22 protein-coding genes are annotated in these 23,289 nt (G+C 70.5%); 10 read left to right on the top strand and 12 right to left on the bottom strand.

Translation table 11 applies throughout. The features are described 5' to 3' along the window. Window positions 1-126 precede the first annotated feature (126 nt). From Q9G87_RS16665 to Q9G87_RS16650, 4 genes are read right to left on the bottom strand one after another with little or no spacing between them, the layout of a single operon-like run. A complete protein-coding gene (locus tag Q9G87_RS16665; RefSeq protein WP_305917261.1) occupies window positions 127-927 on the bottom strand; it encodes an alpha/beta fold hydrolase in 801 nt (266 codons plus the stop codon). 48 nt (window positions 928-975) lie between these two features. Beyond that, on the bottom strand, window positions 976-1,587 hold the full coding sequence (locus tag Q9G87_RS16660) for an RraA family protein (RefSeq protein WP_305917260.1): 612 nt from the start codon (window positions 1,585-1,587) through the stop codon (window positions 976-978). After that, entirely contained in the window at window positions 1,584-2,249 is a 666-nt protein-coding gene (locus Q9G87_RS16655) for an RraA family protein (RefSeq protein ID WP_305917259.1), read from the bottom strand. Before Q9G87_RS16655 ends, Q9G87_RS16660 begins: the two co-directional genes overlap by 4 nt. Next, window positions 2,246-2,908 carry an RraA family protein gene (locus Q9G87_RS16650; RefSeq protein ID WP_305917258.1) on the bottom strand — a complete coding sequence of 221 codons (663 nt, stop codon included), beginning with the start codon at window positions 2,906-2,908 and terminating at the stop codon, window positions 2,246-2,248. Before Q9G87_RS16650 ends, Q9G87_RS16655 begins: the two co-directional genes overlap by 4 nt. Before the next feature lie 73 nt (window positions 2,909-2,981). On the opposite strand from Q9G87_RS16650, the gene Q9G87_RS16645 reads away from it, so the two are divergent. Beyond that, the gene (locus Q9G87_RS16645) at window positions 2,982-3,875 is read left to right on the top strand and encodes a LysR substrate-binding domain-containing protein (RefSeq protein ID WP_305917257.1); all 894 of its coding nucleotides are present in this window, start codon (window positions 2,982-2,984) and stop codon (window positions 3,873-3,875) included. A 44-nt stretch (window positions 3,876-3,919) separates the two neighbouring features. Beyond that, window positions 3,920-4,786 carry an alpha/beta fold hydrolase gene (locus Q9G87_RS16640; protein WP_305917256.1) on the top strand — a complete coding sequence of 289 codons (867 nt, stop codon included), beginning with the start codon at window positions 3,920-3,922 and terminating at the stop codon, window positions 4,784-4,786. A gap of 9 nt (window positions 4,787-4,795) precedes the next feature. On the opposite strand, the gene Q9G87_RS16635 is transcribed toward Q9G87_RS16640, so the two are convergent. Then, on the bottom strand, window positions 4,796-6,061 hold the full coding sequence (locus Q9G87_RS16635) for an MFS transporter (protein WP_305917255.1): 1,266 nt from the start codon (window positions 6,059-6,061) through the stop codon (window positions 4,796-4,798). Window positions 6,062-6,341: 280 nt separating this feature from the next. Further along, a complete protein-coding gene (locus tag Q9G87_RS16630) occupies window positions 6,342-7,325 on the bottom strand; it encodes a LamG-like jellyroll fold domain-containing protein (RefSeq protein ID WP_305917254.1) in 984 nt (327 codons plus the stop codon). Window positions 7,326-7,340: 15 nt separating this feature from the next. On the opposite strand from Q9G87_RS16630, the gene Q9G87_RS16625 reads away from it, so the two are divergent. Together Q9G87_RS16625 and Q9G87_RS16620 are read left to right on the top strand one after the other, a co-directional pair. Then, window positions 7,341-7,559 (top strand): hypothetical protein, encoded by a 219-nt coding sequence (locus Q9G87_RS16625; protein ID WP_305917253.1) that lies wholly within the window; start codon window positions 7,341-7,343, stop codon window positions 7,557-7,559. A 64-nt stretch (window positions 7,560-7,623) separates the two neighbouring features. Next, window positions 7,624-8,982: an SEL1-like repeat protein gene (locus tag Q9G87_RS16620; protein ID WP_305917252.1), complete on the top strand. Its 1,359-nt coding sequence runs from the start codon at window positions 7,624-7,626 to the stop codon at window positions 8,980-8,982. Between the two features lie 75 nt (window positions 8,983-9,057). Here Q9G87_RS16620 and Q9G87_RS16615 read toward each other — a convergent pair whose 3' ends face one another. Next, on the bottom strand, window positions 9,058-10,287 hold the full coding sequence (locus tag Q9G87_RS16615) for a phytase (protein ID WP_305917251.1): 1,230 nt from the start codon (window positions 10,285-10,287) through the stop codon (window positions 9,058-9,060). A gap of 123 nt (window positions 10,288-10,410) precedes the next feature. On the opposite strand from Q9G87_RS16615, the gene Q9G87_RS16610 reads away from it, so the two are divergent. From Q9G87_RS16610 to Q9G87_RS16600, 3 genes are read left to right on the top strand one after another with little or no spacing between them, the layout of a single operon-like run. Further along, a complete protein-coding gene (locus Q9G87_RS16610) occupies window positions 10,411-11,388 on the top strand; it encodes a sugar ABC transporter substrate-binding protein (RefSeq protein ID WP_305917250.1) in 978 nt (325 codons plus the stop codon). Then, on the top strand, window positions 11,385-12,416 hold the full coding sequence (locus Q9G87_RS16605) for an ABC transporter permease (protein WP_305917249.1): 1,032 nt from the start codon (window positions 11,385-11,387) through the stop codon (window positions 12,414-12,416). Before Q9G87_RS16610 ends, Q9G87_RS16605 begins: the two co-directional genes overlap by 4 nt. Beyond that, window positions 12,413-13,168 (top strand): ATP-binding cassette domain-containing protein, encoded by a 756-nt coding sequence (locus Q9G87_RS16600; RefSeq protein ID WP_305917248.1) that lies wholly within the window; start codon window positions 12,413-12,415, stop codon window positions 13,166-13,168. Before Q9G87_RS16605 ends, Q9G87_RS16600 begins: the two co-directional genes overlap by 4 nt. Window positions 13,169-13,366: 198 nt before the next feature. Here Q9G87_RS16600 and Q9G87_RS16595 read toward each other — a convergent pair whose 3' ends face one another. Next, on the bottom strand, window positions 13,367-13,753 hold the full coding sequence (locus Q9G87_RS16595) for a hypothetical protein (protein ID WP_305917247.1): 387 nt from the start codon (window positions 13,751-13,753) through the stop codon (window positions 13,367-13,369). Between the two features lie 82 nt (window positions 13,754-13,835). Here Q9G87_RS16595 and Q9G87_RS16590 point away from each other — a divergent pair, with 82 nt between their 5' ends. Next, the gene (locus tag Q9G87_RS16590) at window positions 13,836-14,456 is read left to right on the top strand and encodes an IMPACT family protein (RefSeq protein WP_305917246.1); all 621 of its coding nucleotides are present in this window, start codon (window positions 13,836-13,838) and stop codon (window positions 14,454-14,456) included. A 34-nt stretch (window positions 14,457-14,490) separates the two neighbouring features. Here Q9G87_RS16590 and Q9G87_RS16585 read toward each other — a convergent pair whose 3' ends face one another. Continuing rightward, the gene (locus tag Q9G87_RS16585) at window positions 14,491-15,729 is read right to left on the bottom strand and encodes an isochorismate synthase (protein WP_305917245.1); all 1,239 of its coding nucleotides are present in this window, start codon (window positions 15,727-15,729) and stop codon (window positions 14,491-14,493) included. 217 nt (window positions 15,730-15,946) lie between these two features. Here Q9G87_RS16585 and Q9G87_RS16580 point away from each other — a divergent pair, with 217 nt between their 5' ends. After that, window positions 15,947-16,777, top strand: a complete 831-nt coding sequence (locus Q9G87_RS16580; protein WP_305917244.1) for an SGNH/GDSL hydrolase family protein — start codon at window positions 15,947-15,949, stop codon at window positions 16,775-16,777. On the opposite strand, the gene Q9G87_RS16575 is transcribed toward Q9G87_RS16580, so the two are convergent. Next, window positions 16,774-17,487, bottom strand: coding sequence for an HNH endonuclease family protein (locus Q9G87_RS16575; protein WP_305917243.1), 714 nt, complete (start codon window positions 17,485-17,487; stop codon window positions 16,774-16,776). The genes Q9G87_RS16580 and Q9G87_RS16575 overlap by 4 nt on opposite strands. Before the next feature lie 191 nt (window positions 17,488-17,678). Between Q9G87_RS16575 and Q9G87_RS16570 the strand changes: the two genes are divergently transcribed. After that, the gene (locus Q9G87_RS16570; RefSeq protein WP_305917277.1) at window positions 17,679-18,599 is read left to right on the top strand and encodes a S1C family serine protease; all 921 of its coding nucleotides are present in this window, start codon (window positions 17,679-17,681) and stop codon (window positions 18,597-18,599) included. Here the strand turns inward: Q9G87_RS16570 and Q9G87_RS16565 are convergent. Both Q9G87_RS16565 and Q9G87_RS16560 read right to left on the bottom strand, forming a co-directional pair. Continuing rightward, window positions 18,559-19,959 (bottom strand): glycosyltransferase family 4 protein, encoded by a 1,401-nt coding sequence (locus Q9G87_RS16565; protein ID WP_305917242.1) that lies wholly within the window; start codon window positions 19,957-19,959, stop codon window positions 18,559-18,561. The two genes, Q9G87_RS16570 and Q9G87_RS16565, sit on opposite strands and share 41 nt — an antisense overlap. 158 nt (window positions 19,960-20,117) lie before the next feature. Next, window positions 20,118-23,231: a S41 family peptidase gene (locus Q9G87_RS16560; protein ID WP_305917241.1), complete on the bottom strand. Its 3,114-nt coding sequence runs from the start codon at window positions 23,229-23,231 to the stop codon at window positions 20,118-20,120. Window positions 23,232-23,289 lie beyond the last annotated feature (58 nt).

Genomic DNA, 23,289 nt, shown 5'->3' with positions numbered 1-23,289 from the left:
GCCCGGCCCAGGACGTCCACCCGGGATCCCCAATCGCCGGCCCGCACCCCGCTACGACGTTGGCAAGACCGTCAAACGCGGCCGCACTCTCGCAGCCCTACAACAATCCGGAGGATAAAGAACAAGCTAACGATCAGTGAGGAACTCCGTGGCCAGGGCGCCGGCCAGCGGGCGGCATTCCTGGAAGTAGGCGTGTCGCGCTCCCGGAAAGAGGTGCGTCCGGCTGTCCGGGATGCGCGAGGCGAGCAGCGGAGCATTGTTCGGCGGGGTGAGCCGGTCCTGGTCGCCGTGCAGGATCAGGGTGGGAGCGGAGATCTGAGGCAGCGCGTCCCAGGCGTCGTGCTCGTTGCTCGCGATGAGGTGGCCGCGTCGCGCGTGCGGGGGCATGCCCGGATCGCCGAGTGTCGTGTACGGGCCCGGATGCCCGGCCAGCCAGGCGGGTGTGTACATCAGGTGAAGGAGAGCCTCGCGGGCCGCGGCGAGATCGGGCTGGGCCAGGGCGCGGCGCACGCCGGCGTCGCGTTCGAGCGCGTGCGGGCCGCCGGGCGAGGTGCAGCCGAGGATCAGGCGTCCGACCCGGTCCGGATGGCGGATGGCAAGCCATTGGGCGACGCGTCCGCCCATGGACGTGCCGTAGACGTCCGCGCGGTCGATCCCCAGGTCGTCCAGGACCGCGATCACGTCATCGGCGAATACCCGCGTGGAGTAGGGCCCATCGGGCTTGCCGCTGTCACCGGTGCCGCGGTAGTCGAGGGTGATGGTGCTGTGAGTGGCGTGGAAGTCCTGGCGCACGCCGTCCCACCAGTGATGGTTGTTGGCCTGCCCGGCCAGGAGCACCAGCGGTCTGCCCACGCCGTGGCGCTGATAGGCCAGCACGGTGCCGTCCTGGGCACGGGCATGGGTATGCGGCAACTGCTCTGTGGTCATCGTGTGTCCTGGTCGGAGGTCAGGGAGCGTCGAGCACGCGCACGCGGGTCAGGGCTCACGGTCACGTCTCGGCAGGTCGTAGTACTCAAGGGTGGTCACCCCACGTCGGATCGCCACGAGCGCACGCCGCTCCGCGGCGACCCTGGCGTCGGCCCGCTCGAGCGTGATATCCACGGATTCGGCCGGTACGACGACCACGCCGTCCGCATCGCCGACCACGAGATCGCCGGGCCGGACGACGACGCCGCCGACGCGCACGGGAACGCCGAACCTGCCCGGGTGCTCCTTGCCCGTGCCGACCACCGTCACGTGACGGGCGAAGACGGGAAAGCCGAGCGCCGCCTGCTCGGCGACGTCGCGTACGCCACCGTCGAGGACGAGCCCGAGGATTCCGCGCTGCCTGGCGGCGACGGCCAGGATCTCGCCCCAGTGGCCGTGCGCCGCCGCCTGCAGGTCGGCCACCAGGATGCTGCCGGCCGGAGCAGTCGCCACGGCGCGGTGCAGTGCCAGGTTGTCGCCACCGATTCCCTGCACGGTGAAGGCCGGTCCAGCCAGCCGCGCTCCGGGCCAGACGGGGCGAAGGGCCGGGTCACAGGCGCGTCCGCGGGGAGAGGCCTCGTAGAGGGTCGCCGCGCTGTGCCCGCGTGCCGCGTCCGTCATGACCGCCTCCGCTGGAGGCGGTGATAGCCGAACATCTCGCGGGCCTCCCGTAGGCCGCTCCCCGCGCGTACGGCCGCCACGATCTGGTTCTCCACCTGCTCGATCCGTTCGGCGACCTCGGCGATGCGCTCCGCGACGGTGTAGGGGACGGCGACGGCGCCGTCGGCGTCGGCGCACACGATCGTGCCCGGGTGGATGTCCACGCCGGAGACGGCCAGCTGTTCGCCGACGGAGACGAGGCGCACCCGGTCCTTGCCCGTTCGCATGAACCGCCCGCGACTGAAGAGGGGGTAGCGGTGCGCGAGTGACGTCGCGACATCACGGCAGACCCCGTTGATCACGGTGCCGGCGACGCGGCGGACCGAGGCCACCTCGGTCATGATGCCGCCCCACACCGTGACGTCACTGCGGCCGTCGTTGTCGATGACGATCACGGACCCGGGTGGTACGTCGTCCAGGAAGTCGCCGACCGTGCCGCTGGTCGTGTCCATGGGCGCGTACCGTACGGTGAAAGCCGGCCCAGCCACGCGGAAATCGTTCGACAGCGGGGTGATGCCGGCGAGGGCGCCCGGGATGCCCTCCCGGTCGAGTGCGTCCGAGATCGCCGCCGTGGGCAGTCCGCGGAGCCGGCTCAGCACCGCCGCTTCCTGTTCGGTGGTCACTGTTTCTCCACCCCGGCCAGGCGAGCGTCCCGCATGGCCTGAGGCAACGGCGTTCCCGCCCGCACGTCCGCTTCGATCCTGGCTTCGCGAGCTCGCACGCGCCGGGCCTCGGCCAGGACCTCGGCCACCCGCTCGCGCGGAACGACGACGACACCGCCCTCATCCGCCATCACCACGTCGCCCGGCTCGACCATCACGTCACCGAGGCGGACCGGACCTCCAGCGGATTTCTGCCGCAGCCGGCCGCGAGCCGTCACGGGGGCCTGCGCTCGCGCGAACACGGGAAAGCCGAGCTCCCGTGCTTGATCGACATCCCGGCAGGCACCGTCCGTGACGACCCCTCGGATGGAGCGCAGTGCGGCGCCGACGCTCACGATGCCGCCCCACGACGAAACGTCGGTGCGGCCGGCGTTGGCGATCACCATGATGTTCTCGGCGCCCGCCACCGCGATCGCGTCCGTGAGGATGTGGGCACCGGCGTGTACTCCCGCAGTCGGCTCGAGCTCGACGGTCGCGGCGAATCCCGCGATCCTGGGCCTGCCCCACATCGGCGGCAGCCCGCCCTGCCCCGGCGGCAGGCCACAGTTGTCCAGAGCATCGGACACGGTCGCGCTGTCCAGCGCCGTGAACTGCTCCAACAGGTCGGCATTTCCGGTCATGCGCCCAGTCAACCAAGCCCGAGTCATATGCTGAAGGTCTGATTTCCTCTCAAAGTGATATGCGGAGCGACTGATGATCGAGGTTCGCGAGGCGCGCTACTTCCTAGCCGTGGCGCAGACGCTCCACTTCGGACGTGCCGCCGAGCTGCTCGGGATGTCGCAGCCGCCCCTGAGTCAGGCGATCCTGCAACTGGAACGCCGGCTCGGCGCGCTGCTGCTGGACCGTACGCACCGGAAGGTCGTACTCACCGAGACCGGCCGGGTGTTCGAAGGGGAGTGCCGCAACCTCGTCGCGGCCGCCAAGCGCGCTCACGAGGTGGCCGTCCAGGCGGAGGCGGGGCTGATGGGAACGCTGCGGATCGGCGTGGTGACCTCGGCACTGGGCGAGCCGCTGCTGAGCACGATCGGCACATTCCGGCGGATGCGGCCCCAGGTCGATCTGCAGGTCGTGGAAGTGGACACCCGCGTGGCCCGGGAACGTCTCCTGCAGCGCGACATCGACGTTGCCGTGGTCCGGCTCAGCACGCCGGTCCCGCACCTGCGCACGCAGGTTTGGCGCCGGGATTGCTTCGTCATCGCGCTGCCAGGTGACCATCCGGTCGTCGCCGAGACCACGGGCCCCGTCGATCTCGCACGATTCGCCGAGGAACCGTGGGTCTGGTTGACGCGCGACACCTCACCGGACTACTACGACCAGCTCATGGCGACCTGCCGCGGGGCCGGATTCAGCCCGGCCGCACGACACCTCGCGAACTCGATCACAACTCAGCTGGCGATGGTCGCCTGTGGCCTCGGCGTGACGCTGGTGCCGAACGTCGCGACCCGCTCCATCCCCGCGCCGGCCACGTACCGCCCCCTCACCAACCAGGCCGACCTGGTGGAGCTGTCGATCGTCACCCGGGACAGTCCGCACGAACCGTTGGTACGGGAGTTCCTGCGCATCGCCTCCGCGTACCCGCAGGGTTAAGACGTCATTCGTCTTGTTGGGAGAGTGAATCAGACTTTGAGTCTATGAGAGGCCTCTGGTGGACTGTCCCTGTGTCATCAGGAAGTGAACTCACGAACGAACACTTGAGTCTGCGCGTCGACGGCGTAGGCCTCGACGTCGCCACGGTCCGTCGCGGCGGCGCACTCGCCCCGGTTGTCTTCCTGCACGGATTCGGCTCGACAAAGGAGGACTACGTCGATTTCGCCCGCCAGGCCGCCCTCGTGGGGCGCCCGTTCCTCGCCTACGACGCACCGGGATGCGGGGAGACCTCCTGCGAGGACTTGTCGGCGATATCGATACCGTTCCTGGTGAAGACCGCCCAGGCGGTCCTGGAACGCGCGGGGATCCGGCGGTTTCACGTTGCCGGGCATTCCATGGGTGGCCTGACGGCATTGATGCTGGCACACCAGGATCCGGGCCGCGTCCTCAGCTTCATTGACATCGAGGGAAACCTCGCCTCGGAAGACTGCTTCCTGAGCCGGCAGATCGTCACGCATCCGGCGGGGGACGAGAGGTTTTTCGACGACTTCATCGAGCGGACTCGCCGGTCACCCTTCTCGTCCAGCGCCCTCTACGCGTCAGCCCTCCGCCATAAGGTACGTCCCGGTGCGGTACGCGGGATCTTCGAGTCGATGGTCCACCTGTCCGACCACGGTGACCTGATGGCGAAATTCCTTTCGCTCCCGTGCCCGCGGATGTTCATGTACGGCGAGCAGAGCTCCTCCCTGTCGTACCTGCCGAAACTGCACGCCAATGGTGTCGAGCTCGCGGAAATCCCGCACAGCGCTCACTTTCCGATGTACTCCAACCCCGTCGCGATGTGGGAACGGATCGCCAGGTGGCTTCTTCCGCGGCCGTCGCAGCCGTGTCGGCAGGGATCGACCTGGTAGAGGGCCCTTTTACCTGGGGGCGCGTGGGAGGACCATCCTGGCCGGGTTGACGAGGAGGAGGCCTGCGACGCCGACGATGGGGAGGAGGGTGAGCTGCCAGAGGCCGGCGCCATCCCAGCCGAGGGCGCCTACCAGGCGGGCGAACAGGAGGCCGGAGAAGGCGGCGGCCACGTAATAGGACAGGATGAACAGCCCGGCGCCGCGGCCGACGTGGTGCGGGCGGACGGCCCGCTGCATGGCGGTGGAGCAGTTGGTGAACAGGAAGCCGCTGGCGAACGTGCCCATGAGGAAGGACAGCAGATACTGGGCCTGCGCCGAGGTGGCGACCTGATACATCAGGTATGCGGTGGCCGAGGTGGCGACCATGGCGAACATCAGCAGGCGGGGCTGGTTGAGCCGGTCGCCCAGCCAGCCGGCCGGCAGGGCCATCATGGCGCCCAGTCCGCCCATGGACACGGCGAAGGCCGCCTGATCGGGGGCGAAGCCGAGCCCGTCGCGCAGGAAGGTGGGGTAGAGGCCGAGGTAGCCGTAGAAGACCAGCCCGGACACGGCGCACGCGATGCCCACGCCGAGGGTGTTGCGGTTGTAGGGGGAGGCCGGCACATGGTCGTAGGACGCGGCGTCGCGCTCGGTGGTCGTGCCGGTGACCGCCTCGGTCATCGTGCGCGACACCGTGGCCGCGATGAGCAGGCTCATGACGAGACCGGCGGCGGCGAACAGGAAGAACGGCGCCCGCCAGCTCCCCCAGCTGCCTGCCACCGACGAGCCGAGGAGCGGGCCGAGGAAGACGCCCAGGCCGAAGGCCACACCCACGACGCCGGCGGCCAGCGCGCGGCGGTGGAAGAAGAACGCCCCGATCACCGCGTACAGGACGGTGGCCTGGACGCCCTCACCGACCCCGGAAACCAGGCGGTAGACGCTCATGTCGACGAAGCCCGCGGCCAGCGGGATGGCCAGCGTGCCGAGCGAGTAGACGAGCACGCTGACGAGGATGATGGCCTTGCGTGAGAGCCGGTCGGCCAGATAGCCGGCCGGAGGGCCGGCGAGCGCGAGTCCCAGCGTGAAACCGGTGGCCAGCAGCCCGCCCTGGTCAAGGGAGAAGCCGAGCTCGGCCCGGATCTCCGGCAAGAGGGGATAGAAGATCTGCCGGTCCATCGCGTTGAGCATGTACGAGGCGCACAGGACCGCGAACCCGATCGCGATGGAGGCCTTCGTCACCTGCTGGGAGCTCACGGGGGAGGTGCCGCCTGGGGGACGGTCGGTGGCGCTGCTCATGGAGTGCTCCTAGGTGCTGGGGGAAGTGAGCCAGCGGCGGACAATCGTCCGTATGCCGGTCGCACGGCTGGCATCAGAATGATGTGCGGTGCGATTGCTGTCAAGAGTGGGGCAAGCGTGACGGTACGCAGCGTCACTACATTCGCGGACAGTCGTCCGTAGCATGGCGAGATGCCGGCCGAGCCGGCCACACGGTCGCGGGGGCGCCGAAAGCGCCAAGGAGCCGGATGGGACGTGGGGTCCCATCCGGCTCCGGACGCACGCCGCGAAGGAGCGGAGGTCAGAAGGCGAGCTGCCGCCAGTTCTTCACCTCGTCGGCGGTCAGCGTCCTGGCGATGATGGCGGCCCTGTCCAGCCCGCCGCTCAGTCGCTGGCCGCCGCCCTGGTCGGCGCCGAAGCGCAGCGGGCGCGAGGTGCAGCCGGTGATGCCGTCGGAGGTGGCCTGGCCGGTGGCCTTGCGCTCGCCGTTCACATAGGCGGTGAGGGCGCCGCCGCGGTCCAGGGTGACCACGAGGTCGATCCAGCGGCCGGTGGGCAGGGTGGTGTTCAGGGTGACGTTCACACCCGCGCCGATGAAGCGCAGCGTGTTGCTCGGGGTCACGTCGAGGAGCACGCCGTCCGTGCCGGGGTCACCGGACCGCTGGGAGTCGAACAGCCGGCGGTAGCCGCTGCCCGCGATCTTGACCTCGGCGGCGAAGGTCGCCTCGCGTACCAGTCCGAGTGTGGTGTCCGCGGTGGTCAGGTAGGTGGTGCCGTCGAGGACGAGCCCGCTGCCCGATGGGGCCGTGGCGTCGTACGCGGCGGCGCCGGTGACGGTGGCGTTGCGGCCGTTGCCCGAGGCGTCGGCGACCGTGCTGCCTTCCTGCGGGTCCCAGGCGACCAGGACCGAACCGCTCTCGGGCGGGGCGCAGGGTTCCAGGGCGAGCACGGCGGAGGCCGCGCCCTTCCAGGAGTCGCCGGTGACCGCCGTGGACAGCACCGCGCGGCGCGAGCCGTCGGCCGGTCCGGGCGTGACGGTGAAGGCGGCGGTACGCCTCTCGCCGGGCGCCACGGCCACCAGGTGGCGGGTGGCCGGCTCGACGGTCCAGCCCTGGGGCACGGTGAGCGTCACGGCGGCGGCGGGCACCGCACGCCGTCCGGTGGCGGTGACCGTGACCTGGGCCTCGAAGGCGGTGCCCGGCCTGGCCGTGGCGGGCGTCTTCAGGGCGACGGCCGCCTCGTTCTGGATCGTGTACGCCTTGCCCGCGCGGGCGTTCCAGCTCAAGGTGTCGCCGTCGCGGTGCGGGCCGACCTCGTGGCCCTGCTCGTGACGGTCGAGGAGTCGACCACCGCCGGAGGTCTCGGCGGGGCGGTCGCGGAGATCGTCGTCCGGCATCACCCGACGCGGGTCAGAATCCTCGGCCCCATCGTGGTCACGACCAGCGGCGGGCGAGCAGGCCACCCGGGGGTCACGGCGGTGTCCTCCGGCATCTCCACGATCCTGGCCGCATCTGGGTAGCGGAGCGACGCCGGCACGCCGAAGATGACGGTGGAGGCATGCGCGGTAGGGAGGAGGCGCTGTCGTGGCGCGGAATGAATCCGAGGGCGTGCGCCAGAAGAACGCAGCCGTTGTTCGGGCGATCGAGGGCCTGCTCGCGCAGGCGCAATCGCGGTCACGATGGAGCGACGACGCCCTCGATAGCGCGCGAGAAGCAGTCATCAAAAGCCGCGACTTGGTGTATCGCTCTGAGGAGCATGTGCCGCTCCTGGCGCGCAGCCTCCGCACCACGGCCCGGCTCCTTCTTCGACGGGACCGCGCGGTGGAAGCGTTGCCCCACGCACAAGAGGCGGTAGCGATCACCCGCCTGATGGGGGGCGCCCCCCTCATCGTGTCGCTGGCCTGTTTAGCAGAGGTCTTCGAAGCACTTCACCGCTACTCGGACGCTGCCGCGGCGATGAACGCGGCCGACGCAGCACGGACGACGAGAGACGCCCAGGCAGGTGGCGAGGCGGCGGCCGTCGTGTACATCCTCGGTGAGATGGACCGCGACCATGGGGGTGGCACTGACATCCGGAGCCCCGGCTCTCTCGATGTCCTGGACGCCGACACGTCGCCGCTGGAGATGTACCGCCACGGGGTGACCGCCTACGAGAATGGTGACCCCAGAACGGCAGGGGAATGGTGGCGACGTGTTGCCGACGCCGGCGACGCCGATGTCTCGCCGCGGGCGATGTATCGGCTCGGGCTGCTGGCGAACGAGAAGGCCGACGTGGAGACTGCTCGCCTCTGGTGGGATCGTGCTGCGGAGTCCGGCCACGCAGATGTCGCTCCTCAGGCGATAAGACTCCTCATAGGCGACGTACAAGCGCCCGCCACCTTCCTGGAAGGCATCCTGACGTCCTGGCTGCAGGAGCACCTCAGCGACCGGCCGTCGGCCGTGATCTACCTTGTGGACGAGTCTGGCTCGGACGAGGTTGAACGTGCCGCTGTCGGCGTGCTGCGCGCGTTCGGCATGGAGGTGGAGCAGCGGCTGCCGGAGATTCGCGGGTCATGGCTGCTGAGGCTGCGGCTGGCGGTCCGGGCATGGTCGGGCTCCGACGAGGCCAAGGCGCTCCTGGCGGAGCTCGAACATGCTGCTCGGGTGCGACTGCTCCATCAGCCGATCGCAGAGGTGGATGAGAAGAAGAGTGCCGCGGTCGCCGCGCTGATCACCGCGTTGGAGCCGCATCAGACGGCGGTCGTCATGCTGGGCTCCATCCTGATTTTGAAGGTGGACGGGGTGCTTGCCGTTCGCGACCTGTCCTCACGGGAGCTGGCGTTCATGGCACGCAACCCGGGCATGGTCAAAGACCCCGTCGCGCTGCTCTCGGGGTTGGACACGGTCGTCGGCGCGGAACGTGCGGTCTCACCTGCAGCACACGAGCCGGGCGTAGACGCCTGAGCAGGCCTGCCAGGGGTGCCCTCGGCTGGGGTATGTGGCGCTCGCACGCCACATACCCCAGCGCAGGTGCCGCTGCTAGGTGAAGGAGCGGGCCACCTTGCGCCAGTCCACGAACTTGAAGTTCGTGACCTCACGGTCGCCGTCCGGCGGGCTGTCGGCGCCATCGTGCACGACCAGCAGGCCCTTGGGGTAAGCGTGGCCGAGCGGGGCGCTGGTGGCCATCGCGCCGTCGCTGGCCTCGGCGCCGTCCGTGCGGTCGCCCGGGCCGACCCGGAACTGACCGAGGTAGGCGTTGCGTCCTGCGCGGTCGTAGACGGCGAAGGTGTCGTCCCCCTGGCTGGAGGCCAGCAGGTAGCCGCTGTCGCGGCCGGTCTCGTACACCGTCAGGCCCTCGGCGTCGGCCGCCAGGTGCTCGCCGCCGTAGCCGCGGTCCTGGCCGGGCACGCACTCCTCGGTCGCCGGGTCGTAGGTGTCCTGCCTGCCGTATTCCTTGACGCGGTCCATCAGGACCGGACGGCCGGTCAGGTCCGCGCGCAGGCGCCAGATGCCGACGTCCTCCTGCGCGGCGTACAGCACGTCGCGGTCCACGACCATGCCCTCGACCTGCGGGAGCTCGCCCGGCTCCAGGCAGGGCGTCCAGGTGGAGCCGTCAGGCAGGGCGAAGTTCGACGGCAGGTCGAGGGTGCGGACCTTGCGGTAGGTGACCTTGCCGCCGGGCGCGGCGACCAGCTCCAGCAGGCCGAGCCTGGTCTCGTGGCGGCGGCTGACCAGCACCTGCGTGCCGGTGACGGCCAGGCCGTAGGCGGTCTCGGCCGCGTCGACCTCCTCCTGGGTGCTGTTGAAGACGAACGGGACCGCGGGGTCGGTGACGTCGGTGAGCGGCGGCTGCCCCGCGGCGGCCTTCGCGGGGTCGATCGCGTAGACGCGCAGCTGGTCGCGCCCACGGTCGGAGGCCACGGCCAGGTCCACCTTCGCGCCTGTGGACAGGCGGAAGCCGCGGACGAGGTCGACGTTGTTGAGCCGGCCGGGCTCGTGGTCCGGGCCGGGCGGCGGCTGGGCGGGAAGGTGCTGGAGCTGGGCGCCGGACAGGGCGTAGGCGTACAGGCCGCCCTCCTTGGCGGTGGCGATCACGACGCTCTGCCCGGGACGCGTCGGGTGCACCCAGATCGCCGGGTCGTCGCCGTTGGCGTTGCCGCCCGCGTCGTCGTCGTACAGGGGCGGGGTCTCGGCGGTGGCGGTGACGGTCGCGACGCCGGGGGACAGGGGGGTGAGCAGCATCAGGACTGTGGTGAGGAGTGGTCGCACGATCACCTCCGTACGGTCGCCGCCTCACGTGAACGAGCGGTGTCGGTATTCGTCCTTATGTCTATACAAAGAGTTGATATTGAGGTACAACCAGACCAAGCCCGTTGGTCTTGGAGGTGTCCTGTGAGACGTACCCCGATCGTGCTGGCCCTGCTCGGCGCCCTCGCCGTGACCGGCTGTTCCTCTGGAGGCCAGAGCGCGCAGAGCGCCTCTCCCGCAACCTCGGTGGCCCCGCAGGCGGGTGGCGCCAGGTTCGCCGTCATCACCCACGGCGCGCCCGGCGACTCCTTCTGGGACGTGGTCAAGAACGGCGCCGAGGCCGCGGGCAAGCAGTACGGGGTGAGCGTCACCTATCAGGGCGACGGTGACCCCGCCAAGCAGTCGCAACTCATCGACCAGGCCGTCTCCGGGAAGGTGGACGGCGTCGTGGTCTCCATGGCCAACCCCGACGCGCTGAAGGAGGCCATCGGCAAGGCCGTCGCCGCGAAGATCCCGGTGGTGACCATCAACTCGGGCGCCGACTCCTCCAAGGCGGTCGGCGCCATCACGCACGTCGGCCAGTCGGAGGACGTGGCCGGGCGGGGCGCGGGGGAGCAGCTCAAGGCCGCCGGCGTCACCAAGCTGCTGTGCGTCATCCACGAGGCCGGCAACGTCGGTCTCGACCAGCGATGCAAGGGCGCCGAGGAGACCCTCGGCGGGACCGTCGAGCGGCTGCAGGTGGACGTGAGTAACCTGGCCGACGTGACCTCCAAGGTCACCGCCAAGCTCCAGTCGGACCAGCAGGTCAACGGCGTGTTGTCGCTTAACCCGGCCATCGCGATCGCCGCCAGGGACGCGATCAAGGACTCGGGGTCGCAGGCCAAGCTGGCGACGTTCGACCTGTCGGCCGACGTCGTGGACGCGATCAAGGCCGGTGAGGTCCTGTTCGCCGTGGACCAGCAGCAGTACCTGCAGGGCTACCTGCCGATCACCTTCCTCAACCTGTACAAGGCCAACCTCAACACCGTCGGCGGCGGCCTGCCGGTCAACACCGGGCCGGGGTTCGTGACCAAGGACAACGCCGAGCAGGTGGCCAAGCTGGCCGAGGCCGGCACCCGATGACGGTCACGGCCGACGAGCGGGTCGCCCAGGTCGGGCTGGCCCGCCGCCTGCTGATCCGGCCTGAGCTGGGCGCGGTCGTCGGCATGGTCGTGGTGTTCGTGTTCTTCGCCGCCCAGTCGCCGGTGTTCCGGTCGCCGGACGGCATCGCGAACTGGCTCGACCCGGCGGCCACGCTCGGCATCATGGCGGTCGCGGTCGCGTTGCTGATGATCGGCGGCGAGTTCGACCTGTCGGCAGGCGTGCTGACCGGCACGAGCGGCCTGATCCTGGTCACCCTGGCCACCCGCTTCGGGTTCAACGTGTGGATCGCCATGCTCGTCGGCCTGGTCGTGGCTCTGTCCGTCGGCCTCGCCAACGGGCTCGTCGTGACGCGGACCAAGCTGCCCAGCTTCATCGTCACGCTGGGCACGTTCCTGATGCTGCAGGGGATCAACCTCGGGGTCACGAAGGCCATCACCGGGACCGTGCAGGTCAGCGGCCTGCGCCGGGCCTCCGGGTTCGAGGGCGCGAACGCCGTCCTCGCCGGCACGATCCAGATCGGCGGGACGTCGTACCGGGTGGCGATCCTGTGGTGGATCCTGGTCACCGCGGTGGCGACCTGGGTGCTCATGCGGTCCAAGGCCGGCAACTGGATCTTCGCGGTGGGCGGCAACGAGCAGGCCGCCCGCGCGGTCGGCGTGCCTGCCGCCCGTACGAAGATCGCCCTGTTCATGACGACGGCGTTCGCGGCGTGGCTGGTCGGCTCGATCCTGGCGCTGCGTTACACCTCCGTGCAGGCCAATATCGGCATCGGGCAGGAGTTCATCTACATCATCGCGGCCGTGATCGGCGGCTGCCTGCTCACCGGCGGGTACGGCTCCGCCATCGGGGCCGCCATCGGCGCGGTCATCTTCGGCATGGCCGACAAGGGCATCGTGTTCCTGGGCTGGGACGCCGACTGGTTCACGTTCTTCCTGGGCGGGATGCTGCTGCTGGCGACGCTGGCCAACCGCCTGGTCCGGCGCTACGCCGAGGAGGTGCGGCATTGATCCTCGAGACCCGGGGCATCGGCAAGACGTTCGGCTCAGTGCTGGCGCTGCGCGAGGTGTCGATGGGCGTGGCGGCCGGGCAGGTCGTCTGCGTGCTCGGCGACAACGGCGCGGGCAAGTCCACGCTCATCAAGATCCTCTCCGGGGTGCACCAGCACGACGCGGGCACGCTGCTGGTGGACGGGGCGGAGGTGCGCTTCTCCAGCCCGCGCGACGCGCTCGACCGCGGCATCGCCACCGTCTACCAGGACCTGGCGATGATCCCGCTCATGTCGGTGTGGCGGAACTTCTTCCTCGGCTCCGAGCCGACCAAGGGCCTGGCCTTCGACGTGGCCCAGGCCCGCCGGGTGGCCCGCGAGGAGCTGAAGGCGATGGGCATCGACATCCGCGACGTCGACCAGCCGGTCGGCACGCTGTCCGGCGGGGAACGCCAGTCGGTGGCCATCGCCAGGGCCGTCCACTTCGGCGCCCGCGTGCTCATCCTCGACGAGCCCACCTCGGCGCTGGGCGTCAAGCAGGCGGGCGTGGTGCTGCGCTACATCGCCCGGGCCCGCGACCGGGGGCTCGGCGTGGTGTTCATCACCCACAACCCGCACCACGCCTACCCGGTGGGGGACCGGTTCCTGCTGCTCAACCGGGGGACCAGTATGGGCGAGTACGCCAAGGCCGACATCACGCCGCAGGCGCTGACCTCGCTCATGGCGGGAGGGGCGGAGCTGGAGGAACTGGCACACGAGCTGAAGCGACAATGACCGGATTTTGAGGGTTTCGGGCGATACATGGGAGGAGTTCGGAGGTACGAAGGGAGCTGACGCGAAAAGCCGGGGGGTCAGCTTTGATCTACAAAGTAAAGGCATCCGGCCTGTTGGTGGACGGGCCATTATTACCCAAGGCACGCCGAGGCCCGGAGGAGCAGATCCTCCGGGCCTGTGCCATGTCTCAGTGGTCCCTCAGCGAGGCGAGTCGTTGCTCTCCTCGTCCCCCGTGACGCTCACGCCGCCGCCCACCGCGACCGGACGGTCCTCGGAGGCGGGCAGCGCAGACCGGGGCAACATGGCGGCGACCTCCCGCGACAGGTGAGGATCGGCCCGGAAGGCCGCCGAGATGGCGGACTTCAACGCCGCGTGGCTGGGCACATCGTCAGGCTTCCCCTCGGCCACCGCCTCGATCACCGCCTTGGAGGAGGCGTCGCCGCGGCCGAACACGCGCTGCAGGATGCGGGCGCCGCGGGCGACGGGAGTGTCGGCGGCCAATTCGCTGGTCTTGGCCAGCACGCTCACGCCGTAGGCGCCGATCGCGGAGATGATGAAGGGCATGACGTCGTTCGCAGTGTCCATGGAGACGCTCCCCGAGGTCCTATCGAATGAACGCGATGGTAGCCCGGATGGTTCCGGCGGCGACGGCATTACTCTGTCGGATGTGCCTGCTCCGTACCTCACTCTCACCACCACCGTCGAACACGAGACCGAGGTGCGGCGATCGCGTTTCCTCTGCGCCGTTGCGCCCGCGCGCAGCGTGGCGGAGGCGGCGGCGTTCATCGCCGGGCGGCGGCGCGAATACGCCGACGCCACCCACAACTGCACCGCCTACGTCATCGGGCAGCGCATTCAGAAGGGCGACGACGACGGGGAGCCGGGCGGCACCGCGGGCACGCCGATGGTGCAGGCCCTGGTGGGGCGGGGGTTCAGCAACGTGGTGGCGGTGGTGACCCGCTATTTCGGCGGTGTGCTGCTGGGGGCGGGCGGGCTGGTGCGGGCCTACGGGTCGGCGGTGACGGAGACCCTGGACCGGGCCGAGCCGGTGCGGATGGTGCCGGCCAAGCGGGTCCGCGTCTCGGTGGCGCACGACCAGGCCGGGCGGGTGGAGAACGATCTGCGGGCCTCACGTTACGCGGTCGAGGACGTGGTGTACGCGAGCGACGTCACGTTCGCCGTCGCGGTGGGCGAGGACGAGGTGGCGACGTTCGCCGACTGGGTGGCCACGCTGACGGCCGGCCGGGCTCGGGTGGCCGTGGGCGAGGACGTCCACGTCCCCGCCTGAGCGGCGCCGGCCCGGCCCCTGAGCCGAGCTGGGCTCAGCCCTCCAGCGCGTACTGCATGACGCGGAACTTGGCCTGCGCCTCGGCCAGTTCGGCGGCCGGGTCGGAGTCGCCCATGATGCCGCCGCCGGCGAACAGGCGGGCGCGGCGGCCCTGGATGAGCCCCGAGCGCAGCGCGATGCCCCATTCGCCGTCGCCGTGGGCGTCGATCCAGCCGACCGGCCCGGCGTATCCGGCCCGGTCCATGCCCTCCAGCTCGCGGATGACCTTGATCGCGGTGTCGGTCGGGGTGCCGCCGACGGCCGCGGTGGGGTGCATGGCGGCGACCACGTCCAGCACCGACGCGCCGTCGGCCAGCCGGCCGCTGACGTGGCTGGCCAGGTGCTGGACGTTGGGCAGCATGAGCAGCTCGGGCTCGTCCGGGGTGGTGAGCGACGAGCATAGTGGGGCGAGGGTCTGGCGGACGGAGGCGATCGCGCATTCGTGCTCGTGCCGGTCCTTCGCCGAGGCGAGCAGCGCGGCCCCGCGGGCGACGTCGTCGGCCGGTCCGGTGCCGCGCGGGGTCGTGCCGGCCAGCACGAGCGACTCGATCTCCTGCCCGGTGCGCCGGATCAGCAGCTCGGGGGTGGCGCCGACCAGGCCCGCGACGGAGAACGTGTAGCACTCGGGGTAGCGGCGGGCCAGCCGGGCGAGCAGCAGCCGCACGTCGATGGGGCGTTCGGCGGTGGCGACGAGGTCGCGGGCGAGCACGACCTTCTCCAGCTCGCCGTCGCGGATGCGCTGGGCGGCGCGGGCCACGACATGCTCCCACTCGGGGGCGGAGAGGCTGCCGTCGCCGTAGCTGATGCGGCCGGGGTCGCGCAGGGGCGAGAAGGTCTGCAGCGGCGCTTCCCCGATGGTGGTCAGCCAGGCGTGGCCGTCGCGGCGGGCGAGCACCGCCTGCGGCACGACCAGGACCGAGCCGTCGGCGTCCTCGTCGAAGGTGAAGCTGCCGAAGGCGACGGGACCCGAGCCGGGGGTGCGGACGGCGTCGTCGACGTGCGCGTCGCCGAACACGCCGGCCAGCCACTGCCGTGCCCAGGCGAACCTGCCCGGCCCCGGCGGCACGGCGACCCTGGCGGCCTGGCCCCAGCCGACGAGTCCCTCGCCGTTCCTGATCCAGGCGTACGGCGCCGTGCTTGGCAGAGAGGCTAGCCCAGCCGACAGATTGCCGGGGTCGACCACGGGGGTGGTGCGAACCGGCAGCGGGCGGATTGTTCCGAGCGCGACACTCACTCAAGACATGCTATTCGCGACCTGAACATGTTCGACTCGGACCCCCGTGAATGGCACGTTACGGCCAGCGAACTCGGAAAAAACCGGACACCATGCGGGATTGGTCACAGCCTGATCATCTTCGGGCTGTCAAGCGGCCATATGAAGACGGTCCTGAAATGGCAGACCTTGCCTCGACGCCATAGTCCGCGCATGATCGGCTCTCTACCTTGGGGCCATGATCGCTCGCCTGGGCCCCATCCTCGCCGCGGCCGTCGTCCTGTCCGGTGCAGCTCCGGCGCAGGCCGCCGCGGAGCCCGTACCCGAGATCATGGTCGCGCTCGGCGACTCCGTCTCCAGCGGCTTCAACGCCTGCGGCTGGTACGTCTCCTGCACCTCCCGCTCGTGGTCGGCAGGTGACCACCGGGAGATCACCAGCCACTACCTCCGCCTGTCGAGGCTGTCTGGAACGCTCCACAAGCACAACCTCAACTACGCCGTCCCCGGCTCCACCAGCGCCGACCTGCTCGGCCAGGTGAAGAAGGCGGTCGCCGCCAAGGCCGACTACGTGACGATTCTCATAGGCGCCCAGGACGCGTGCGCGCGCACCGAGCAGGCCATGACTCCGGTGGCGACCTACCGGCAGCGCCTGGAGGCGGCGCTGGCCGAGCTGCGGGCCGGCATGCCCAGCGCACGGGTGCTCATCGCCAGCATCCCCGACCTGCGGCGGCTGTGGCAGGCGGGCCGGCGCAACCCGCTGGCCAGGACGTTCTGGACACTGGGCCGCATCTGCCCCACGATGCTGGCCAACCCGTCCTCCACCAAGCGGGCCGACACCGAGCGCCGCACCCGGGTGCGCGAGCGGGTGATCGCCTACAACCGGGCCGCCGCCCAGGCCTGCGCCGCCTACGGTCCCCGCTGCGACACCGACGGCGGCGCCGTGTTCACCTTTCCTTTCACCCTCGACCACGTCAGCAAGTGGGACTTCTTCCACCCGAGCGCGGCCGGGCAGCGGGCATTGGCCGAGCTGACGTTCACGAACGGCTTCGACTGGATCGACCCGCGTTAGCGGCACTGCGCCAGCATCGTCTTCTTGTCGGCCGCGGTGACCGGCACGTTGTACTTGAACGCGACCTGCGCGAAGCGAGTCACGTACGCGCAGCGGATGCGCCGCTGCGGCGGCAGCCAGCTCGCCGGCCCGGAGGCGTCCTTCTCCTCGTTGGCCTCGCCGTCGACCGGCAGCAGGTTGAGCGGGTCCTGGGCGAAGTCGAGCCGCTTGGACATGGGCCAGCGTGGCGCGCCCATGCGCCAGCCGTAGTTCAGCGGCACCACGTGGTCGACCTGCACCTCGTCGGCGTTGTCCTGGTGCCAGAAGATGGTCCTGCCCGTGTAGGGGTCGTCCAGGGTCATCGACACGACCTCGCAGGACGAGCCCTCCCGGTACGTCACGTCGCGGCCGTCGCGGGCCAGCAGGTCGTCGCGGGTGCGGCACCCGTTGCCCGCGTACGGCACGCCGGTCGCCGTGTCGGCCCAGTTCTCCCCGTACCGGGTGCGTTCGTAGCCGGTGTTGGGGCCTAAGCTCTTGACGCGCAGCCGCTGGATGAGGTCGCGCGCCTTGGCCTTGTCGGCGTCGGAGACGATGGGGGCCAGGCCGGGCAGCGTGCCGCTGACGTTGCCCAGCGGGCTGGCGGCGGTGGCCGGCGGGGTCTTGGTGGTGCCGACGAAGGAAACGACGATGACGGCTCCCGCGAGAAGGGCGATGGCGTCCTTCGTGCTCAACCGGTCCTCCGTGAGCTTGCCAGTTGTCTAGAGAAATTCCCGGCTTCCACCGTTTTGACACGGGGAGAGTTGTGTGACTGATCGACTCGGACGCCGATCTTCACGTTCCCGCGCAGCGCCGGTGACGGTCGCCCGCCTGGCGGGAGGCGGAGTTAACGTGTAATCCTGTAAGCAAAGGAGGGAAGCACGTGATGGCGGATCCCCTCGACGCCTACTCGCGCGTCGTCTCTTCCGTGGCGGCCGAGGTGCTGCCGAAGGTGGCCAGCGTGCGGGCCGGCCGGGGCAGCGGGTCCGCGGTGGTCTTCACCGCCGACGGGTTCCTGCTGACCAATGCGCACGTCGTCGGTTCCTCTCGTGCCGGCACGGTCGCGTTCGGCGACGGCACCTCGGGTGACTTCGTGGTGGTGGGTCGCGATCCGCTGTCGGATCTGGCCGTGATCAGGGCGCAGATGGCCACGCCGGCACCCGCCGTGCTCGGCGACAGCGACGAGCTGGTCGTCGGGCAGCTGGTGGTGGCCGTGGGCACGCCGCTCGGGCTGGCCGGGTCGGTGACGGCCGGGGTGGTGTCGGGGCTGGGCCGGTCGTTGCCCGCACGCAGCGGGTCCAACGTCCGGCTGATCGAGGACGTGATTCAGACCGACGCGGCGCTCAACCCGGGCAACTCCGGCGGGGCGCTGGCCGACTCGCGGGCGCGGGTGGTCGGGATCAACACGGCCGTGGCGGGGATCGGCGTGGGGCTGGCCGTGCCGATGAACAGCACGACCCGCTCCATCATCGCCGCGCTGATCAGGGACGGCCGGGTCCGGCGGGCGTTCCTCGGGCTGGTGACGTCGCCGGCGCCGCTGCCCGAGCAGCTGCGGCGGCGTACCGGGCAGGACGGGGCGCTGCGCGTGGTCGAGGTGGTGCCGGGCTCGCCCGCCGACCAGGCCGGGCTGCGGGCGGGCGACCTGGTGCTGAGCGCGGGCCGCAGCCCGGTGGGCGATGCGCAGAGCCTGCAGCGGCTGATGTTCGCCGACGCGATCGGGCGGCCGCTGCCGATCACCGTCTATCGCAACGGGGCGCTGGTCGACGTCATTGCCGAGCCGGTGGAGTTGACGGGCTCTGGAGTGTGAGGTCGGACTCGGACATGGTGCCGGACTCGGGCGCGTCGGACATGGTGCCGGACTCGGGCACGTCGGACATGGTGCCGGACTCGGGCTCGGCCGGTGGCTGGGGTCTGACGTAGGTTCCGTTCCGGCGGGCCAGGAGCTCGGCCAGCAGCGCGTCCCACTTCTGCCCGATCACGTCCGGGTCGTAGGTGTGCGCCGTCTCCAGCGCCCGCGCGGCCAGGTCCCTGCGCAGTTGCTCGTCCTCGATGACCCGGTTGATGGCCTCGGCCAGGTTGGCGTTGGTACGCGGCTTGACCAGCAGCCCGTCCACCTCGTGCGTGATCATCTCCTTGGGGCCGTGCGGGCTGTTGAAACTGACGATCGCCAGTCCCTTGGCCATGGCCTCGAGGATCGTCATCGGGAAGCCCTCGTGGCGGGAGCTGAGCACGTAAATGGAGGCCTTCTCGAGCTCGGCCCCCACGTCGGAGGTGGGGCCGGGCAGCTCGACCTTGCCCTCGAGCCCGGCGTCGATGATCTGCTGGCGCAGGTTGTCCTCCTGCGGGCCGGCGCCGAAGACCCGCAGCTTCCAGTCCGGGTGGGCGGCGGCGACGCTCTCCCAGGCGGTGATGAGCCGGTGGAAGCCCTTGATGCGGGTCAGGCGGCCGACCGCGATGGCGACCTTGGCGTCGAGCTTGGCCACGTCGCCCGACATGGGCGGCACGGCGTTGGGGATGCGTGCCAGCTTGCGAGGCTTCTTCGGCAGCGTCTCACGGTAGTCGCGCAGGTCGGCCTTGGTGAGGGTGACCAGGGCGTCGAGGCGGCGGTAGCGCCACTTGATGAGCTCCTGGATCGGCTCGGCCTGGGTGCGCAGCGCCACGTGCTCCTGCCCGATCGTGATGACGCCGGGCGGCGTCAACTGGGCCATCGCCAGGTTGAGCCCCGGCCGGGTGGCCATCAGCACGCCGCTGTCGAGGGAGCGGATGTAGCGGGCCAGCTTGAGGTCGGTCCACAGGTTGAAGCGGTGGAAGGCCGACTCCTCCTTGGGGATCAGCCTGCTGGGCAGCTTCGACAGCACCGCGCGCAGCGGGTCGGGGCTGGGATTGAGCCGGTCGTCGAGGAAGTGGAACCTGACCCGCGGGTCGATCGGGAAGAACGGCTCCTCGGCCTCCTTCAGGATGCTCACGATCTCCACGTCGTGCTCTTTGGCCAGATAGCTCGCCAGGTTGAACACGGTCCTGATCGTGCCGCCCATGCCGTAGGCGTGCAGCAGCAGGATGCGGATCCGCTGCGTGGAGGGCGGCGGCGCGTTGCGCGCCCTGCGCCGGTTGTACCCCCGATAGAGCCGGACCGCGGCCGACTTTCCCTTGCGTGCCAGTGCGCGCACCTGACATGTCCCCCTTTAGGACCAAGAAGTGAACAACACACGTGGCCGGCGACAAAAGTCATGCCTTTGCCACCGGCCATTGTCTCGCGTCGGCGGAGTGCACCGTTCATCCCCTATGCGCTTTCCCCACCTCTGATCGTTAGACGCCCGCTACGCACCTAAGGTTGCATTCGCGGCCTATGTGAGGGATCGGGAGTGTGCGGGGGTCGCTCGGCCAGCAGCTCGAGCGCGATGTCGATGGCCTGCTCCAGCTGCGTGTCCACGCCCCGCGCGTAGTCCTGCGGGGTGATGTCGACCTCGATGTCCGGGTCGGTGCCGTAGTTCTCCACCTGCCAGCCGACGTCGTCGAAGGCGAAGGAGAACTCCGGCTGCGTCGTCACGGTCCCATCGGCCAGCTGGTGCCGCGGCCAGATCCCGATGACCCCGCCCCACGTGCGCTTGCCGACCAGCGGGCCCAGCTTCAGCACCTTGAAGGTGTGGCTGAAGATGTCGCCGTCGGAGCCCGCCCATTCGTTGGTGATGGCCACCAGCGGACCACGCGGCGACTGCGGCGGGTACGGCTCCGTCGCCCCCCACCTCGGGTAGTCGTAGCCGAGCCGGCGCCGGGACAACTTCTCCAGCAGCAGCGCCGACACGTGCCCGCCGCCGTTGAACCGCACGTCCACGATGAGCGCGTGGCGGTCGTACTCGGCCAGGAACCCGCGGTGGAACTCGCCGAACCCGTCCGTCCCCATGTCGGGGACGTGCAGGTAGCCGACCCGGCCGGCGGAGCGCTGGTGGCATCGGGCGCGATTGAGGTTGACCCAGTCGCGATAGCGAGCCGGCTGCTCGTCGGCGATCGCCCGCACGGTGACCGTGAAGACCCGTTGCTCGCGGCGCAGGGTCAGCTCGACCTCCTCGCCGGCCTGGTTCACCAGGCGCTCGTTCGGCGTGGCCGCCGTGCCGATGGGCGCGCCGTTGATCGCCAGGACCGCGTCGCCCGGGCGTACGTCCACGCCGAGCCGGCGCAGCGGCGAGGTGGCCGCGGGATCCCACGGGTCGCCGGTGACGACGGCGCGGATGTGGTAGACGCCGTCGCGGTAGTCCCAGTCGACGCCGAGCTTGCCCTGGGTGTATTCGGGGCCGGGCCGGTATTCGCCGCCGCTCTCGTAGGCGTGGCTGGTGGCCAGCTCGCCGTGCAGCTCCCACAGCAGGTCGGAGAACTCGCCCCGGGTCGTGACCCGGTCCACCAGCGGATGGTAGCGGTCGTACACGGCCGGCCAGTCCACCCCCGCCATGTCCTCGCTCCAGAAGTTCTCCCGCTGCAGCCGCCATGCCTCGCGGAACATCTGCCGCCACTCCGTCTCCGGGCACACCGACACCTTGACGCGCGACAGGTCGACCCAGCCGCTCGCGCGCCCCGGGCGCTCGTCGTCCCCCTCCGGCGCCTCGCCGGCCTTGACCACCCGCAGCCTGGACCCCGCCCGGTACAGCAGTGTCTTGTGGTCGCGGCCCAGCTCGAAGTCGGTGACGCCGTCGGCGAAGGTCTCCTTCTTGCCCTTGGCGAGGTCGTACAGATGCAGCGTGTTCTCACCCTCCGGGTGGCTGGCGAGGATCAGCACCTTGCCCTTGAGCCCGGCCAGCCGCTCATAGCGGCCTTCGGCCAGGGGGAACGCCGTGACGCGGCGGGCCAGCCCGTCGACGTCCACATGCAGCGGTCCCGGCTCCTCGCCGTCGTCCTCGTCCTCCTTCTCCTCCAGCGGGCGCGGCTCGCGCACGAACGGGTCCGGCGCGTCCGCGCGCAGCGCCACCGCGTACGGGCGGGTGCCCAGCGGGAAGCCCAGGTCGAACTGGAGCTGGTCGTAGACGGGGGAGAAGGTCCGCTGGCCGATGAAGTACAGATAGCGGCCCCGCGGGTCGAACGCCGGCCGTGAATCCTTGAGCACCGGCTCGGTGGCCTGCACAGTCAGCCCCGTCTCCGGGTGGTGCAGCTTGATCGCGGTGGTCTGGGCGTTGAGCGGGGCCGCGTAGGCCAGCCACCGGCCGTCGTGCGACCAGGCCAGGTCCTCGGGCGAGCCGTGCGGGTTGGCCTCGACCAGGTCGGAGCGGCCCGTGACCAGGTCGAGCAGGTGCAGCTCGAGACGGTGGTTGACGATCGCCATCCGGTCGTGCGCCGGGTCGGGGACGAGGGCGTTGATCCGGCCCAGCCGGGCGACCTCCGTGCCGGGGCCGCCCTCGCCGCCCTCGAGGATCACCAGTTTCTCCTCGTCGCTGTCGTCGCTGGCCGCCGCGATCAGCCGCGCGCCGTCGTTGAGCCAGGTCAGGCACCGGTAGCGGACGCCGTCCTCCGCGCCGTGCTGGTGGACCGGGCCCTCCCAGTTCGCCATCGCGTACGCCTTGCCGCGCGCCGTGATCGCCAGCGCGCTGCCATCCGGACTCAGCGTGGCGTTGTCGAGGTAGTCGGCGGCCTCCACGAAGCGGCGGTTGCGCTGCGTGCGGGAGCTGGCCAGCCGCACGTCGAGCCGGCGCGGCCGCTCGCCGGGGTCCAGCAGGTACAGCTCCGCGCCCGCGTGGTAGACCAGCCGGTGCCCGTCGCCCGACAGGTTGCGCGCGTAGTAGTCGTCGTGGTGGGTGTGCTTGCGCAGGTCCTGGCCGCCGGGGTCGCAGGAGTAGACGTTGCCGACGCCCTCGTGGTCGGAGAGGAAGCACACCCGGCCGTCGCTCCAGCAGGGCGAGGCGAGGTTGCCGGGCAGCCTGATCAGCCGCCGGAACTCGCCCTCGCCGTCCGGGTCGATCCACAGGTCGCCGACGGTGCCGCCGCGGTAGCGCTTCCAGCGGGCGGGGTCGGCGGTGTTGCGGCCGAGCACGATCATGCCGCCGGGACCGTACGCGATCGAGTTCGCCGGGCCGTACGGCAGCCGCTCCGGCACCCCGCCGGGCGCCACCCGGTGCAGCCACTTACGGCCTTCGAACGGCTGGGCGGCGTCGCTGGCGTACAGGACGCGGCCCTCGGGGTCCCAGCCGGTCACCGTGCAGCGGGCGCCGTGGAAGGTCACCCGGCGGGCCGCGCCGCCGTCGGCCGGCATGACGTACACCTCTTCCGGGCCCTCCTCCCGGCCGACGAACGCCAGCTGGTCGCCGCGCGGCGAGATCCGCGGATAACCGGCCTCGGCGAGCCCGGCGGTCAGCCGGAAGGCCCGCCCGCCCTGGGCGGAGACCATCCACAGGTCGTCTTCGGCGGCGAAGACGACGACGTCGTGGAAGACGGCGGGGAAGCGCAGGTAGGCGGACATGGCAGCAGCTCCACGGTCGATCGGACAGCTAGGGGCGCCCCCCGGTTGTCCGATCATG

It is taken from the genome of Nonomuraea turcica, from assembly GCF_030718205.1.
GTDB lineage: Bacteria > Actinomycetota > Actinomycetes > Streptosporangiales > Streptosporangiaceae > Nonomuraea.
This window is presented reverse-complemented; position numbering and strand designations above follow the sequence as displayed.

What these genes read in the sequence shown, in the direction of transcription:
- Q9G87_RS16665 (WP_305917261.1), bottom strand. Translation starts at nt 927, where the DNA reads ATGACCACAGAGCAGTTGCCGCATACCCATGCCCGTGCCCAGGACGGC.
- Q9G87_RS16660 (WP_305917260.1), bottom strand. Translation starts at nt 1,587, where the DNA reads ATGACGGACGCGGCACGCGGGCACAGCGCGGCGACCCTCTACGAGGCC.
- Q9G87_RS16650 (WP_305917258.1), bottom strand. Translation starts at nt 2,908, where the DNA reads ATGACCGGAAATGCCGACCTGTTGGAGCAGTTCACGGCGCTGGACAGC.
- Q9G87_RS16645 (WP_305917257.1), top strand. Translation starts at nt 2,982, where the DNA reads ATGATCGAGGTTCGCGAGGCGCGCTACTTCCTAGCCGTGGCGCAGACG.
- Q9G87_RS16640 (WP_305917256.1), top strand. Translation starts at nt 3,920, where the DNA reads ATGAGAGGCCTCTGGTGGACTGTCCCTGTGTCATCAGGAAGTGAACTC.
- Q9G87_RS16635 (WP_305917255.1), bottom strand. Translation starts at nt 6,061, where the DNA reads ATGAGCAGCGCCACCGACCGTCCCCCAGGCGGCACCTCCCCCGTGAGC.
- Q9G87_RS16605 (WP_305917249.1), top strand. Translation starts at nt 11,385, where the DNA reads ATGACGGTCACGGCCGACGAGCGGGTCGCCCAGGTCGGGCTGGCCCGC.
- Q9G87_RS16595 (WP_305917247.1), bottom strand. Translation starts at nt 13,753, where the DNA reads ATGGACACTGCGAACGACGTCATGCCCTTCATCATCTCCGCGATCGGC.
- Q9G87_RS16580 (WP_305917244.1), top strand. Translation starts at nt 15,947, where the DNA reads ATGATCGCTCGCCTGGGCCCCATCCTCGCCGCGGCCGTCGTCCTGTCC.
- Q9G87_RS16570 (WP_305917277.1), top strand. Translation starts at nt 17,679, where the DNA reads ATGGCGGATCCCCTCGACGCCTACTCGCGCGTCGTCTCTTCCGTGGCG.
- Q9G87_RS16560 (WP_305917241.1), bottom strand. Translation starts at nt 23,231, where the DNA reads ATGTCCGCCTACCTGCGCTTCCCCGCCGTCTTCCACGACGTCGTCGTC.